10 protein-coding genes are annotated in these 14,783 nt (G+C 60.9%); 7 read left to right on the forward strand and 3 right to left on the reverse strand.

The window, feature by feature from the left end; genetic code table 11:
* Positions 1 to 202: 202 nt before the first annotated feature.
* From C437_RS10475 to C437_RS10490, 4 genes are all read left to right on the forward strand, one after another.
* Positions 203 to 2,740 carry a methyl-accepting chemotaxis protein gene (locus C437_RS10475; RefSeq protein ID WP_004516924.1) on the forward strand — a complete coding sequence of 846 codons (2,538 nt, stop codon included), beginning with the start codon at positions 203 to 205 and terminating at the stop codon, positions 2,738 to 2,740.
* 128 nt (positions 2,741 to 2,868) lie between these two features.
* Positions 2,869 to 4,401 (forward strand): glycerol kinase GlpK, encoded by a 1,533-nt coding sequence (glpK, locus tag C437_RS10480; RefSeq protein ID WP_004516925.1) that lies wholly within the window; start codon positions 2,869 to 2,871, stop codon positions 4,399 to 4,401.
* 3 nt (positions 4,402 to 4,404) lie between these two features.
* Positions 4,405 to 5,538: a hypothetical protein gene (locus C437_RS10485; protein ID WP_049919726.1), complete on the forward strand. Its 1,134-nt coding sequence runs from the start codon at positions 4,405 to 4,407 to the stop codon at positions 5,536 to 5,538.
* 54 nt (positions 5,539 to 5,592) lie between these two features.
* Complete coding sequence (locus C437_RS10490) at positions 5,593 to 6,768, forward strand: Cdc6/Cdc18 family protein (RefSeq protein WP_004516927.1); 1,176 nt, start codon at positions 5,593 to 5,595, stop codon at positions 6,766 to 6,768.
* A gap of 30 nt (positions 6,769 to 6,798) precedes the next feature.
* Here C437_RS10490 and C437_RS10495 read toward each other — a convergent pair whose 3' ends face one another.
* From C437_RS10495 to kdgK1, 3 genes are all read right to left on the reverse strand, one after another.
* Positions 6,799 to 7,770, reverse strand: coding sequence for an ROK family protein (locus tag C437_RS10495; protein WP_004516928.1), 972 nt, complete (start codon positions 7,768 to 7,770; stop codon positions 6,799 to 6,801).
* 52 nt (positions 7,771 to 7,822) lie between these two features.
* Positions 7,823 to 9,613 (reverse strand): pyruvate kinase, encoded by a 1,791-nt coding sequence (pyk, locus tag C437_RS10500; RefSeq protein ID WP_004516929.1) that lies wholly within the window; start codon positions 9,611 to 9,613, stop codon positions 7,823 to 7,825.
* A 100-nt stretch (positions 9,614 to 9,713) separates the two neighbouring features.
* Positions 9,714 to 10,673, reverse strand: a complete 960-nt coding sequence (gene kdgK1 / locus C437_RS10505; RefSeq protein ID WP_004516930.1) for a bifunctional 2-dehydro-3-deoxygluconokinase/2-dehydro-3-deoxygalactonokinase — start codon at positions 10,671 to 10,673, stop codon at positions 9,714 to 9,716.
* A 337-nt stretch (positions 10,674 to 11,010) separates the two neighbouring features.
* On the opposite strand from kdgK1, the gene C437_RS10510 reads away from it, so the two are divergent.
* Genes C437_RS10510 through C437_RS10520 form a run of 3 tightly spaced genes read left to right on the forward strand, consistent with a single transcriptional unit; the run spans position 11,011 to position 14,626 of the window.
* A complete protein-coding gene (locus tag C437_RS10510) occupies positions 11,011 to 12,219 on the forward strand; it encodes an ABC transporter substrate-binding protein (protein ID WP_004516931.1) in 1,209 nt (402 codons plus the stop codon).
* 2 nt (positions 12,220 to 12,221) lie between these two features.
* Entirely contained in the window at positions 12,222 to 14,144 is a 1,923-nt protein-coding gene (locus C437_RS10515; protein ID WP_004516932.1) for a HAMP domain-containing protein, read from the forward strand.
* 56 nt (positions 14,145 to 14,200) lie between these two features.
* Complete coding sequence (locus C437_RS10520; RefSeq protein ID WP_004516933.1) at positions 14,201 to 14,626, forward strand: tudor domain-containing protein; 426 nt, start codon at positions 14,201 to 14,203, stop codon at positions 14,624 to 14,626.
* The last annotated feature ends 157 nt before the right edge of the window (positions 14,627 to 14,783 follow it).

Consider the following 14,783-nt stretch of genomic DNA (forward strand, 5'->3'; position numbering starts at 1 on the left):
TTCAGCACATAGAATGGACAATCGTGTACTTATCATAGATTGATGTTCTGTATCTCTATAATTGCCGTTTCTAGCCCAAATTCAACAAAAAGAACGGCTTCTAAACGGTAGTTATCACCGATGCCGGTGCGACAGTAACTATTATGTATTTTGATAGTTGATTTCCTCAGAACGATTGGCTGTTTGGCCAACGAGAGCGACAATGAGTAAATGGAATCCATTTAATTCTGACGAGGACCGGTCCGGTGACCGATGCACCGACGGCGGCGTCCCAGAGGAAGTAGAGCGGACAACGCCGACACCAGACCGTTTCGAGGAACAATCTGAAGCCGGCAGTACTGAGAACCCCTCTCGACAGGCGGAACTGGAAGCGCGGTGTGAGCAACTGGCGGCGGAACTCGAACAGGAGCGGGCAGACCGTCAAGCGCTCGAAACCACTGTCGACCGTCTCACGTCTGTTGCCAGGGCTAACGCTGACGGCGACCTGACTGCGAAACCCGGCCAGCCACCGTCTGAGGCGGCTGAGCCGTTGTACAACGCATACGAGGACCTGCTTCGTGAGTGGACAGACACCGTCGACCGGATGGCGTCGTTCAGCGAACAGGTGACCGCTGCAACGGAACAGGTGGACACCCGTCTCGGGTCTGTCAAGTCCGCCAGCCGGGACGTGAGCGGCGCTGTCGGCGAAATTTCGACCGGTTCAGACGAGCAACGCGACGAGATACAGTCGATATCCGACGAGATGCGGAACCTCTCGGCGACGATCGAGGAGATAGCGAGCGCCGCAAACGAGGTCGCAGACACCTCTAGTGAGGCCAGTGACCGAGGCGAATCCGCACTGGAGTCGGCGTCCTCGGCGATGACGACGCTTGACCGATTGACCGACAACGCCGAAGCGACTGTCGACAAGGTCGAACAGCTGAACGACCTGCTGTCTGACATCGAGGAGATTGTCGGTTTCATCACGGATGTCGCGGATCAGACCAATATGTTGGCGCTGAACGCCAACATCGAAGCGGCCCGAGCGGGAGAGTCGGGCGACGGGTTCGCCGTTGTGGCCGAGGAGGTCAAATCGCTCGCAACCGAGACGAAAGAGGCGACTGACGAGATTGCGGCCTCCATCCAGGAGGTCCACGAACAGGCTGACGCGACGGTTTCAGAGATGCACGACACCCGGGAGAGTGTCGAAGACACCCGGTCGTCAGTCGCCAGCGCGCTTGAGGAACTGGATTCCGTCGTCTCGATGGTCGCGGAGGTCGATTCGAGCGTCCAGGAGATCGACGATGCGACGGATACGCAGGCCGATTCCACGCAGGAAGTCGTGTCGATGGTCGACGATGTCGAGGACATCAGTGCCCGGACAGCCGAGGAAGCGGCCGTCGCCGCCGACGCCGCAGCAGACCAGACGACGGAGCTCGCGGAGGTTTCGACGCGGGTTTCGACGCTCACCGAACGGGCCGAATCGCTGGAAGCATCGCTTGACGCCTTCGAACTGGCAACTGGGTCGGCGGCGGCGAACACGGACGAAACCGTTGTCGAGTTCTGGCACGCGATGGGCGGCGAGAAGGCGTTACTGCTGGAAGACCTCGTCCGCGAGTTCGAATCACAGACCGAGGGGATTAGTCTCGCACTGCGGTCGAAAGGGAGCTACCGCGGAACACTCGATGCGACGCTGAACGCCGCCGAAAACGGTGATCCACCGGCCATCGCACAGATATTTGAGATCGGCACTACGCGTGCGCGCGTCAGTGAATACTTCATGCCTGTCGAGGAACTCCTCCCGACAGCCCACGTCGACTCGCTGCTCGACCCGGTGACGAACTACTATCGTTTCGACGGAACGCTCCACTCACTGCCGTTCAACGCGTCGAACCCGGTGATGGCGTACAACCGCGATGCGTTCAGACGGGCTGGCCTCGACCCCGATTCGCCGCCGGAAACCCTCGCTGCCGTTCGGAGCGCGGCTGAACAGCTTGTCGACGAGAGTGGCGTAGAGGCCGGTATCACGTTCGCGAACTACTCGTGGTTCGTCGAGCAGTGGTTCGCCGAGGCTGACCAGCTTCTCGTGGACCAGCGCAACGGTCGCGCCGGGTCGCCGACGGAGAGCTATCTTGACGGGGAATTCGCCCACGACTTATTCGAGTGGTGGCAAGGTCTCGAAGCGGACGGACTGTACTACGACCCCGGGATTGAAGCCAGAGGTGCCGCTCGAACTCACTTCACAGAAGGGAACGCCGCGATGCTGATTGGCTCGACGTCGTCCCTGAACAGCATCGAGAGCAGCGCTGACTTCGATGTCGGGACCGGCCGATTCCCCGTACTTGACGACCGGGCCGGCGTACTCGTCGGCGGTGCATCCCTCTGGGTCGGCAACGACGTCTCCGGCGCTGTCCACGACGCTGTCGGCGAATTCCTGACCTGGCTCACTGAACCGGCCCAGCAGCGCCGGTGGCATCAGGAAACCGGGTATTTCCCAGTTCACGCTGACGCGATTCCACAGCTCCGGTCGGCAGACTGGTTCGAACAGAACCCGCATTACAGGACGGCGTTTGACCAGCTTATAGACACACGTGACACCACGGCGACGCGGGGCGCACAGATCGGCCCGTTCGATACAGTTCGGACAATCATCGAAGATGCTGTCGACAGTATGGATGGGCCTGATTCGGTCCCGTCCGCACTCGACCGACTCGACACACAGGTCACAAAACAGCTTGAACGGTACGGTTCTGACCGGTAACGCCGCCGCGCCCTTTCTTTACTAGCCAAACATCACCATTAGTAATCTTTATAATGGTTCACTATGTTGTTTACTGGCAAGGTGGTAGCTTTCATAAATAAGCTACCTCCACCACGGAGAAAACAACAATGGCAGACACATACGTTGGCGCGATCGACCAGGGAACGACTGGCACTCGCTTCATGGTATTCGACCATAGCGGCCAGGTCGTTGCGAACGCTTACGAGAAGCACGAACAGATCTATCCGGAGCCCGGCTGGGTCGAACACGACCCCGTCGAAATCTGGGAAAACACGCAGGAAGTCGTGACGAAAGGGCTGGCGGATGCAGGTGTCGGTGCCGAACAGCTTGAAGCACTCGGCATCACGAACCAGCGTGAGACGACGATTGTCTGGGACAAGGAGACCGGCAAACCGGTCCACAACGCGCTGGTCTGGCAGGACCGCCGAACCACTGACCGCGTCGAAGAGATCCAGGAAGAGGACAAGGTCGAATGGATTCGGGGGAAGACCGGACTGGAATGTGATGCCTACTTCTCGGCGACGAAGACCGAGTGGATCCTCGACAACGCGGAGCCGCTCAAGATGCAGAGCTCGCGCGGCGCTGACCTCCGCGAACGGGCCGAAGACGGCGAGCTTCTGATGGGAACCATCGACGCGTGGCTCATCTACAAGCTCACCGGCAACCACATCACGGATGTCTCGAACGCATCGCGGACGATGCTGTACAACATCCACGACATGGAGTGGGACGATGAACTCCTCGAAGAGTTCGGTGTTCCGAAGTCCATGGTGCCGGAGGTCCGCCCATCCTCCGACGAGAGCCTGTACGGCCACACTGACGCGGACGGCTTCCTCGAAGAGGAAGTTCCCGTCGCGGGCGCGCTGGGCGACCAGCAGGCCGCGCTGTTCGGCCAGACCTGCTTCGATAAGGGCGACGCCAAAAACACCTACGGGACCGGCGCGTTCTACCTGATGAACACCGGTTCCGAAGCAGTCGCCTCCGATAACGGCCTGCTGACGACCGTCGGCTTCCAGATGTCTGGCGAGCCCGTCCAGTACGCGCTTGAGGGCTCCATCTTCATCGCCGGCGCAGCCATCGAATGGCTCGAAGACGTCGATCTCATCAACAACGCCGCCCAGACAGCGGAACTGGCCCGCTCGGTCGAATCGACCGACGGTGTCTACATGGTGCCGGCCTTCACGGGTCTCGGCGCTCCGCACTGGGACGGCCGCGCCCGCGGGACGATTGTCGGGATGACTCGCGGAACGCGAAAAGAACACATCGTGCGTGCGACTCTGGAATCCATCGCGTACCAGACCCGCGACCTCGCGGAAGCGATGGAGGAAGACTCCGGTGTCGAGATGACGACGCTGCGAGTCGACGGCGGTGCTGTCAAGAACAACTTCCTCTGTCAGCTCCAGTCCGACATTATCCAGACGGACATCGCCCGCCCGCAGGTCGACGAGACGACCGCACTGGGTTCGGCGTACGCGGCCGGTCTCGCCGTCGGGTACTGGGACACCGTCGACGAACTCCGGGACAACTGGCAGGTCGACGAGGAGTTCTCGCCGGAGATGGACGCCGAGGATGCAGACAAGATGTACGCTCGCTGGGACGACGCCGTCGACCGTTCCCGCGACTGGGCACAGGAGGAATAATCCATGATAGAGACGCTTCCCCTACAGATTCCGGTTTTCGGCATGGGAGTTCCGGATCTCCTGCTGCTGATAATCGCCGCCTTCGCCGGCGGTGCCTTCGGCGCAGCAGTCGGCGCGCTCCCGGCGTTCTGTTTCACCGGCTTCATGGTCATCGCCGGACAGGCAGTCGCGATTCTCCGGGGCAGTATCGTCGGCCAACTCGGAGAACTCGGAGCTGATGGGCTGGCGACTGGCGTGACCGGTGCTATCGCGTTCGGTCCCGTCTTCGGACCACACATCTCCTTCGCGGGTGGTGCCGCAGCGGCCGCGTACGCCGCGAAGAGCGACGGAATGTACGAGCCGGACGACGGCGACTACCACCCCGCAAAGGACATCGCCTACGCGCTCGGAACGCGACCGGATATCCTCGCAGTCGGTGGCCTGTTCGGTATCTTCGGGATGGTCGTCCGTCAAGTGTCCGGCGGACTCGCGCTCCCGTGGGACCCAATCGCGCTGGGTGTCGTCCTGTCAGCTGCCGCCCACCGCGTCGTGTTCGGCTACCCGCTGATCGGCGCTGGCAGTCGGAACATCCTCGATATGTCGCCGTTCGAGAACGGTGAGAAACGCGTGGCAACAGACGGTGGCAGTGGTGAAGCGACCACTGACGGCGGCGTTGCGGAATCGTACCGCCTTGCTGTCGAGCCGTGGCTGCCCCACCAGTACCGGTGGGCAAACGTCGCGATGATCGGCCTCGTCGCCGGCCTGCTCGGTGGCTGGATCGCTCTCCAGACCGGCAGTGCGTTCCTCGGCTTCGGTATCTCCGCAGCGAGCCTGACATTCCTCAACCTCGGCGTTGAGAAAATCCCGGTGACCCACCACATGACCTTGCCCGCGAGCACGGCTGCACTGGCCGTCTTCGGCGGTGCACCGGAGCTGGGTACGATGGCCGCCGTCGTCGCCATCCTCGTTGCCGGCGTGTTCGGTGCCTACGGCGCACTCATCGGAGAGGTCGTCCAGCGCGTGTTCTACGCACATTCGGACACGCACTTCGACCCGCCCGCAGCGGCAATCGTTGTCGCGACGTTGACCGTCTTTATCCTCGCTGTCGTGGGCGTCTTTGGCGGCACTTCCTGGGTCCCGGCCCTAGGTATGGTCTAAAGCGGTACCTCTATATTCCCGTCCCAAACGCTATAACACATATCTCTCTGAACGATGGACATCGAAGCGAGAATCAAGCGACGACAACGCCGGAACGGTGAGCCACGGCTCATTCAGGATTACGAGGCCATCTCACCGGTCGTCCACATAGAGGAACCGGCTGACCGCGGTCCAGTGCTTGAGCGGCTCCTCGACCACCTCGATCCGGTGTTCGATGGGCAGCTTCCCCCGAACGCGTACGTGTACGGCCCATCTGGTTCAGGGAAGTCCGCAGTTATCACGGCACTTTTCGCCAGTCTGGAACAGCTCCCGACGGAGCAACAGGCGATTATCCATACGACAACCCGCGCACAGCCACCGACCTCCCCGTCGTTCGTCTACGTAAACGCCCGGGAAACCGCAAGCGAGTTCGCGTTCTATCACGCTATCTTGGACGCACTCGTGGACGACTCGGTGCCTGAACACGGAATCGGGACGGAGACGCTCAAGTCTCGCCTCCACGACCTGGTCCGGGAGCAACGCACGGGTATCGTCATTGCAGTTGACCACATCAGCGAACCGGAGAGCATCCAAGCCTCGGCTCTCGTTGACCTGTTTGCCGGCTTACCGAGTAACGTCAGCTGGCTGGCTATCGGTCGGGATGACCCGTCGGCGACTGAGCTGACACGGTACACCGCTGAGTCGATCAGTATCGACCGCTATCAACGGCAGATGCTCGTCGACGTGTTGATGACCAGAACCTCGAACGGACTGGCCCAGCAGGGACTCGGCCACGGTCTGGCGCGGCATATCGCGGACTGGGCAGACGGAAACGCTCACGACGCCCTTGCCGCGTTGTTTATCGCTGCAGAACTTGCCCAGGAACGGGGACAGGACCGCATCACACAGGCCAACGTCGACGCGGCCATCGCAGAAGTGCCCGATCCATGTGTTTCGTTGGGCGTTGTCCTCTCTCTGCCGACGAACAGGCAAATCGTCCTCAGAGAACTCATCGACTTAGAGGAGAGCGAACGCTCTTCAGTAACGGCGACGACAGAGGCGATTGCGTCGGCACAATCAGTCGACCTCTCACCCGGGACCGTCAAGCGATTCCTCTACGAAATGGCTGAATCCGGCGTGGTCGACCGCGTCGAGGCGACGGCCACCAACGGTCAGGGACGCCCGCCGAGCCGTGTCGAACCGCGGTTTCCACCGACGGCCTTCCGGCGGCTGTACGACCTACAACAGTAGTCCAACGTGCGGCGGTCAGGTCGACGTTTTTCAGACGCGCTGTGACGGATCGCCTGTGCCACCGGTCAGCGCTGACGCCAGTGCGCCGCGAACCACGACGTCGTCGCCGAACTGCGTCAACTGAATGTCCGGGATGTTCGACATCACCATGTCATCGAGCCGGTCCCGAATCGGGTCTAGTACCTGCTCCGGGTTGTTGAGCGCAACGGCCCCGCCGACGTAAACGACGAGAGGCGCGTACGCGTGAACGATGTTTGCAACGCCGATAGCGTTCCAGTGACAGATCTGATCGAGAACGTGGGATGCGAACTGGTCTTCACCAGCGTATTCGAAGATATCCGCCGCCGAAAACTCCTCAGTCTCGATTGGGAGTGCCGTCTCGACGGGGTCTTCTCGGTGCAGTTGCGTGGCATACCGCGGGATGTTCTCGCCCGAGCAGTACGCCTCCCAGTGGCCGTCGTGCCCACACCCGCAGGTCATGAAACCGTGTGGGTCAATGGTCAGGTGGCCGACTTCCCCGGCGTTGCCGTCCCAGCCTGACAGAATGTTCCCGTCGACGGCGACCCCCGCGCCGACCCCGGAGGAGATAGTGAGATACACCATGTCATCGGGGCTCCGGTCCGAGTAGAACCGCTCGCCGATAACGCCGGCGTTGGCGTCGTTGTGCAAGGAGACCCGCTCGGTGCCGATGAGATTCTCGACCGGCCCGGTCAGCGGAATTCGGTCGATAGTGTCAGGAAGGTTCGCGGGGTTTTCGACGACACCTTCGGCCAGATCCATCGGACCGAAGGACCCGATACCAGCGGCAACCACGTCCGTGGGGGCGATATCGGCGGCGTCACACGCCTGCCGGATTGCGTCAAGAACCGCTTCCGTAACCGCGATACCTGCCGGTCCACGCGGTGTCTCAGTTTTATGTGACGCGACTATCGAACCTGTCTCGTCACCAATAACAGCCCGAATATGTGTCGCTCCGAGGTCGACCCCTGCGTAAGCGCCCATGCTGGTCGAAGGGTTGCCCCACCGATACTTAACTACACAGATTCTACTGCGATCAGTAGTCTCGCTCGCTGCCCGAGATGTCCTCTCGGCCAACGGCTTCCTCATAGACGACGCCGCGCTCGGAATCCAGTGTGACAGTCGACCCGTCAGAGACAGCATCGGGCAAGTCCGCGTTCGAGATCATCGGAATCGAAAGCTCGCGGGCGACGATGGCCGCGTAGCTCGTGACGCCCTCGTGGGCGTCGATGATGCCGCCGATACGGCTGGTGTCGCCGACGAACTCGCCGTCGAACCCTTCGGGCACTGCCAGAATGGCCCCGTCGGGGATGTTCGAGAGGTCGCCCGGCGACTCCCGGGGCGGTGCTGTCGAAATCCGATGGACGGGACCGGTCACTAAACCGTCGACGATGGACCGACCACTGGCGACCGTTTCGGCCGCGACGTGGACTTTCAGCATGTTCGCCGTGTTCATCCCCTCCAGTTCGGTCATCATCCCCGAAAGGACGACAACCGTGTCACCGCTGTCCGCGGCTTCGGTGTCGAGGGCCGCCTGGACTGCGGTCTGGATGACGGCATCAGCGCCTTCGGTGGTGTACTCGGTCGTTACGGGTGTGATACCCCACGAGAGTGCGAGCTTCCGGCGGACGCGCTCGCTCGGCGTCGACGCAACGATAGGAATCGACGGCCGATACTTCGCCGATTTCAGGGCGGTGTAGCCGGATTCGGAGGCAGCGACAATCGCCGACGCCCCGATATCGCGGGCGAGGAACCGACCGGAGCGTGCGAGCGCGTCGGTTCGGGTATCACCGGCGTTCGGCACGCGCTGTTCGCGTGACTCGGCGTACTCATCGCTACCCTCGACATCGCAGATGATGCGGTCCATCGTCTCGACGACTCGTGCCGGGTGGTCACCGATAGCGGTTTCGCCTGAGAGCATCACCGCGTCGGTGCCGTCGAGCACTGCGTTGGCCACGTCCGAGGCCTCTGCGCGGGTCGGTCGCCGCGAGTGAACCATCGAGTCCAGCATCTCGGTGGCGGTGATGACGGGAACGCCCGCCTCGTGACACCGCCGGATGATGCGCTTCTGGATTATCGGAACGTCTTCCAGCGGGCACTCGACGCCGAGGTCGCCGCGGGCGACCATCACGCCGTAGGCCTCGTCGATGATCGAGTCGAGGTTCTCGACGGCTCCGGCGCGTTCGATCTTGGCGATAATCGGGATATCGACGCCGCGCTCTTCGAGCGCCTGGCTGATCTCGTAAATATCATCGCCGTCACGGACGAACGACGCGGCCACGAAATCTGGCTCTTTCTCGGCGGCCACGTCGAGTTCTCGCTCGTCGTTTGCCGTAATCGTCGGCAGGTCGAGCTCGACACCGGGGACGTTGACTCCCTTGCGGGCGGCCAGCTTGCCGCCGTTCTCGACGGTCGCAAACACTGTGTCGCCCTCGACGCGCTCGACAGTCGTCTCGATGCGGCCGTCGTCAAGGAGCACGCGGTCACCCGGTTCGACTGCCGTAATCGATTGCGAGAGGCCGACCTCCTCGGGCGTCGCGTCGTCACCGACGACATACCGGATGGTTGACCCCTCCGTCAGCTGAATCGGTTCGTCTATCTCCGCAGTTCGGACCTCCGGCCCGGGCATATCCAGCATTGCCGCGACCGGTTCCTCGACTGCCTCGTCTACCTCACGGATGCGGTCGATCATCTCTCGGCGGTGTTCCGGCGAGCCGTGACTCGCGTTCAGCCTGGCAACGGACATACCGGCCTTTGCAAGTGACGCGATGTCGTCGACGGAATCAGATGCGGGACCGAGGGTACAGACGATTTTTGCGCTACGCATTGTGACCTCCGTCTCCGGGGAGCCACAGTTTACAGCGTTCATAGTTAATCATACCCTGCCGTTCCCCGCGAAGGGATAAGAAGCTTGCTGGACGCCGCAGCTACCGCGAAATCGCTTCCGTGTCGCCGCTGAGAATCGAACGGATTTCATCGGGCGACACGACAGCAATATCGCCCGGAATCGTCCGTTTGAGCGCGGCTGTCGCGGCACCCCAGGCAAGCCCGTCTGCAACGGTGCCCCCAGAGAGATACTGCGACAGGAAGCCGCCGACGAAGGAGTCGCCGGTCCCGACCGGATGCGCGTCGGTTGACTCGAACGTCGGTTGCTCCGTCACAGTCCCGTCGGCGAGTGCGAGCGCCCCGTCGCTACCGCGGGTGATTACTGTCGCGTCGAACTCGTACTCGGCCGCGAGGTCCCGCGCAATCGCTTCCGCGTCGCCGGTCCGGTCAAGCACGACGTTCGCATCGCGTTCGGCGACCACGAGCACGTCCACGGCCGGGAACAACTCAGTCAGCACTGAACGGGCTTTGGCTGGTGTCCAGAGCTTCGAGCGGTAGTTCAGGTCGAGGCTCGTGGTTGTGCCCGCCTCCTGTGCGAGCGAGAGGAGGTCAGCAGTGGTCGATTCGAGTGTCTCCGAGAGCGCCGGTGTGATACCCGACGTGTGGAACGCCGCAGCGTCCGTGATGGTCTCGGTTGGAAGCTCCGCCGGTGTGACGGTTGTGACACTGGCGTTTTGGCGGTCGTAGATGACATCGTTACCTCGCGGTGGACTGCCCTGCTCGAGGTAGTAGGTTCCCTGTCGGGCGCTGTCTGAGTCGTCCCAGGCAACATCGACCGACACGCCATGCTGTTTGAGTTCACCCGTAACTCGGTGGCCGACCGGCGAATCCGGGAGTTTTGAGGTCCACATCGCATCGAGTCCAAGCCGTTGAGCAGCGACTGCGACGTTTGACTCTGCGCCAGCCGCCCTGACGGTGTACTGGTCCGCAGTCTCCAGTCGCTCGTCGTCAGGTGGCGATAACCGCAGCATTGTCTCACCGAACGTAACTAACTCCGTCATAGCCGACGTTGCTCACTGGCTGGGTATAAATCCCGGAGAACCAGTCGTCTGGCGAGCCCAGTAGCCATCCCTTACCTGAACCGTAGACAGTGACTTCATAGCTCTGATGCGTGATTACTGGCAGTATCAATCTTCTCCAAAAGTTTATGTGCTATAGTAATTTACACACGCGAGTATGGATTCAGGGAGAAATGGTGGTGGGCCGACCGTCTCTAGGCGGAACCTACTCCGTTCGATTGGTGCGTCCGGACTGGCCGGACTCGCGGGCTGCGGTGGTAGCGAGGGTGTGACAGATGGGGACGAGACGCCGACCCCAACTCCAGTTGGAAACTTTCCCGTGTCCGGGGAGTCGGTGACGTTCGGTTTCAACGTCGCTTCTTCGGGGGCGTACTCAACGGCCGGCAAGCAGGAGATACGAGGCTTCAAACTCGCGGTCAAGCACATTAACAACGGTGGTGGGTGGGTAACGAGCGAGACGTACGAGTCACCGCTGGACGGTGACGGACTTCTCGGTAAGGATGTCGAATTCGCTGTCGAAGACACGGGTGGCAGTTCAGATACCGCCCGGAGCAACGCACAGCGGCTCATTGATAGTGAGGATGTCATTATGCTTGCTGGTGGCACGTCCAGCAGTTCCGGCCGGGCCAATCAGGAGGTTGCTGCGCAGAACCAGGTCGTGTATATGTCGACGATGGGTAACACGAACTCGCTCACGGGGGCCGACTGTAACCGGTACTCCTTCCGCGAGATGTTCAACAACCGCATGGCGGCCGAAGCGCTTGCTCCGGCCCTCAGTGACGAGTTCGGAGACGACGTCGATTACGTCAAGATCTCTCAGGACAATGAGTGGGGACGGACGCTCCGGGACGATATGGATACAGCCCTCGGGAACCTTGGCTGGGCACCTGTTTGGGACACGACTGCACAGGTCGGAACAACAGACTACTCTCAGTACGCAGAGGACCTCGGGGCGGTCGATTTCGACGTGATCGTGCTCGGTCTCGGGGGCCTCGACGCAGTAAACGCACTCAAAGCGTTCCGAGATGAGTTCCCGGAGTCGAGTATCGTCCTTCCGATGGCTTCGAAAAATATTGCCCAGACCGCAGGGGGTGCGATAGAGGGCGTTATCGGAACTGTCGCCTGGAGTCCGGCAATCAACTCGCCGCTGTCTAATACATTCCGAGAGACGTTCCGTGAGGAGTACGGCAGTTCGACTGGGTCCTCGAAATCAGCCACGCCATCAGGCCCAGCGCATATCGCATATACGCAAACGCTGCAATACGCCAGCGCAGTCGAGCGGGCGGGGACGTTCAATCCGCTCGAGGTAATCGGAGCGCTTGAAGGACACGAGTACGACGCCGGCCTCGGACCGCAAACGCTCCGTGCCTGTGATCATCAGGCGATGCGCCAGGTGCCGGTCGTGAGAGGAAAATCGGAGGTACAGCAGTCCTATGGCACCTACTACGATCTGATCGGGGACCCAGTGGATGTACAATACGCGTGCGATAGCGGCCCAGCGGCGAACTGCTCGCTTGGAGGGAGCTAACTATGAGTTCAGGAGACACACAGATACCAGATAGTTCAGAGACCGATTCGAACGCCTCCGGTGGGATTCTGGCGACAGTCGTCCCAGATTTCATCCGGCGGAACTTCGCACTCAAATTCGGGATTGTCCTCTTCATCATGGCGCTGTCGGTTGGGCTTATCGGCCTTGCCGCGACAGAGCAAGTCAGGACGTACACTGAACAACAGGTTCTGAGTGACTACGAAAACGCCGCCACACAGGAAGCGGACATCCTGTCACAGTGGGTAGACAGAAACCGGCTATCGACTCAGTTTGTCTCTTCCGACGACATCTGGGCCAGTAGTGATATCGACGATATCAATATCGAACTTAACAATCGGAAAGCCGCCTTGTCGGCAGACGCGGCCGATATCCATCTGATAGAACGGAACGCCGCTCAATCTCAAGTTATCGCCAGCACATCTAACTCACAGGTACTGACTAACTCGCCGCTCGAATCGACGAGCAGGGGCTGGCTTAGCGGTGCCGACTTCGAGACGGCAAGCGATGTCATCATCTCCGACGTGTACCAGACGAACTCCGGCCCGGTCGTTGGCTTCGTCAGCCCTGTCGATGCCTCGCAGAACCGGTATATCCTCATCGAATACTCGCTCGACGAAATCGCGAACTCGCTACAGGGGAACAACAGGGCCGAAGGCGGATTCACGCAGGTCGTCAACGGGTCGGCGGTCGTCATGATTGACGAGCCCAGAGACGGGAGCCGCGGCCTCGGCGAGAACACACTGCAGCCGTACAGCGAGAACAACCGTGCCACCGGACCGATCAGCGACGCGAACGACCTCCGGTCGTCGGAGCAGCAATCTGGTGTCACCGCTGACATGCCGGCAGCCGACGTGCTCAGCGAACGCTACACCGTCGGCTATGCACCAATACAGGGGACGGACTGGGTCGTCCTCGTACACGCGCCCAACTCTGCGGTCTTTGGTTTCGTCCAGAACGTCCAGCAGTACGGACTCATCGGCACGGCACTGATGGTGCTACTCATCGCGGGTGTCGGTGCGATACTCGGGTACAACACGGCGACATCGATCGACCGCCTGACCCGGAAAACGGACCAGATGCGACAGGGGAACCTCGACGTCGAAATCGCCACGGGTCGTATCGACAACATCGGCCGTCTGTACAGCGGGTTCGCTGACATGCGCGACGGGCTCAAACAGCAGATTAACGAGGCCGAGCGTGCACAGAAGGAGGCGGAGGTTTCCCGGGCCGAAGCCCTCGAAGTCAACAAATACCTGCAAAAGAAGGCCGAAGAATTCTCCGACGTGATGGAGGAGACAGCCGCTGGGAATCTCACCGAGCGGATGGCGACCGACGGCGAGAACGAATCGATGGATCGTATCGCCAGCGAGTTCAACGGCATGGTCGACGAACTCGAAAAGACAATCGGCCAGCTCAACAGTTTCGCCGATGAAGTCGCGGAATCCGGGGATGTCGTCCTGTCCAGTGCGGAATCCGTCCGTGACGCATCCGAACAGGTCGCCGAATCGACACAGAAGATCTCCGACGACGCCTACGACCAGAAGGACCGTCTCGCAACTATCTCGGAAGACCTCGATGCCCTCGTGGACACGCTCGAAGAACTGGAAGCCGATAATCCGGATATCGAGCTTGGTGACTCGCTTGAACGGTTCCGGACGGTGGCGACGACGCTACAGTCGGCCGCCGAGACGAGCGACCAGATGATGGCAGAGACCCAGACCGTCGCTGGGGCAGCTGAAGAGCAGGCCGCAGAGCTCAACGAGGTGTCGTCGCGGGCCGAGCAGCTCAAACGCTACGCGAAGCCACTCGGTGACATCCTGAACCGTTTCGAGACCGAAGCCGAACACGAGTTCGTCTTCTCGGGCGGTCCGTCACAGAGTCTCGGCGAAGAGGAAGAAGAGTAACCCGCTTCACTGCGGTCACCGAAACCGATTTTCGCGCTGGCGACGTACCGCGTTCAATGAACGACGACGTGGGCGATATCTCACAGGCTGAACTCGCCGAGTACTGTCGAACTCAGGCTGCGATTCTTGCAGGCCATCTGGAACAGCGCAGCGCGGAGCTCTCCGATTTGCTCGACGAGATCGAACAGGACACCGCCGACGCTCGTGCGACAGTAACCGAGAGTTCCGAGCGTCCGGACAGTGATGTAGAAATTACTATCGCTGAGGTCGAGGCCAAGCAGGAGCGAGCGCAGGCAAAACAGACGGCAATCGATGAATACCGGACGCTCACTGAGGGATACACGGATCTTGCTGAACAACTCGCCGAGGGCTCTGGAGATCTCGAAACCGTTCTTGAATTCGAAATCGAAACCGATGCACCGACGTATTTCGACGCTGAGACGACGATTCTGGGAGTAGCGACCGGAAAAGACAGAGACTGACGGATTTCACAGTGGTGGCCCAGACTACGAATCGCCAGACATACAGCGCTGGTTTCTGCCGATAGCTATCCTTTTCGCGGGGTCCCAACGCTGAGTTCGAGTGGCTCGTGAGCATAGCCTGCCCCAGCTGGGGGTCCCTGACCCGACTCGATCGTGT

This window comes from Haloarcula vallismortis ATCC 29715 (assembly GCF_000337775.1).
In the GTDB taxonomy this organism is placed as follows: domain Archaea; phylum Halobacteriota; class Halobacteria; order Halobacteriales; family Haloarculaceae; genus Haloarcula; species Haloarcula vallismortis.

Coding starts and splice junctions, on each gene's coding strand:
- C437_RS10475 (WP_004516924.1), top strand. CDS start 203: ATGAGTAAATGGAATCCATTTAATTCTGACGAGGACCGGTCCGGTGAC.
- glpK (WP_004516925.1), top strand. CDS start 2,869: ATGGCAGACACATACGTTGGCGCGATCGACCAGGGAACGACTGGCACT.
- C437_RS10485 (WP_049919726.1), top strand. CDS start 4,405: ATGATAGAGACGCTTCCCCTACAGATTCCGGTTTTCGGCATGGGAGTT.
- C437_RS10490 (WP_004516927.1), top strand. CDS start 5,593: ATGGACATCGAAGCGAGAATCAAGCGACGACAACGCCGGAACGGTGAG.
- C437_RS10495 (WP_004516928.1), bottom strand. CDS start 7,770: ATGGGCGCTTACGCAGGGGTCGACCTCGGAGCGACACATATTCGGGCT.
- pyk (WP_004516929.1), bottom strand. CDS start 9,613: ATGCGTAGCGCAAAAATCGTCTGTACCCTCGGTCCCGCATCTGATTCC.
- kdgK1 (WP_004516930.1), bottom strand. CDS start 10,673: ATGACGGAGTTAGTTACGTTCGGTGAGACAATGCTGCGGTTATCGCCA.
- C437_RS10515 (WP_004516932.1), top strand. CDS start 12,222: ATGAGTTCAGGAGACACACAGATACCAGATAGTTCAGAGACCGATTCG.
- C437_RS10520 (WP_004516933.1), top strand. CDS start 14,201: ATGAACGACGACGTGGGCGATATCTCACAGGCTGAACTCGCCGAGTAC.